At 53.8% G+C, this 225-nt stretch carries 1 rRNA gene; it reads left to right on the forward strand.

Features of this window, described 5'->3' with window-relative positions:
- Positions 1 to 225, forward strand: a 23S ribosomal RNA gene (locus ES017_RS16745); the annotation flags it as partial.

Here is a 225-nt window from a genome sequence, read left to right on the forward strand (position 1 = left end):
CCACCATTTAAAGAGTGCGTAATAGCTCACTGGTCGAGTGACTCTGCGCCGAAAATGTACCGGGGCTAAACGTATCACCGAAGCTGTGGGACGACTTGCGTCGTCGGTAGGGGAGCGTTCTAAGGGCATCGAAGCTAGACCGGAAGGACTAGTGGAGCGCTTAGAAGTGAGAATGCCGGTGTGAGTAGCGAAAACAGAGGTGAGAATCCTCTGCACCGAAAGCCT

Origin of the sequence: Anoxybacillus sp. EFIL (assembly GCF_013096955.1) — a bacterium.
Classification (GTDB): Bacteria; Bacillota; Bacilli; order Bacillales; family Anoxybacillaceae; genus Anoxybacillus; species Anoxybacillus ayderensis.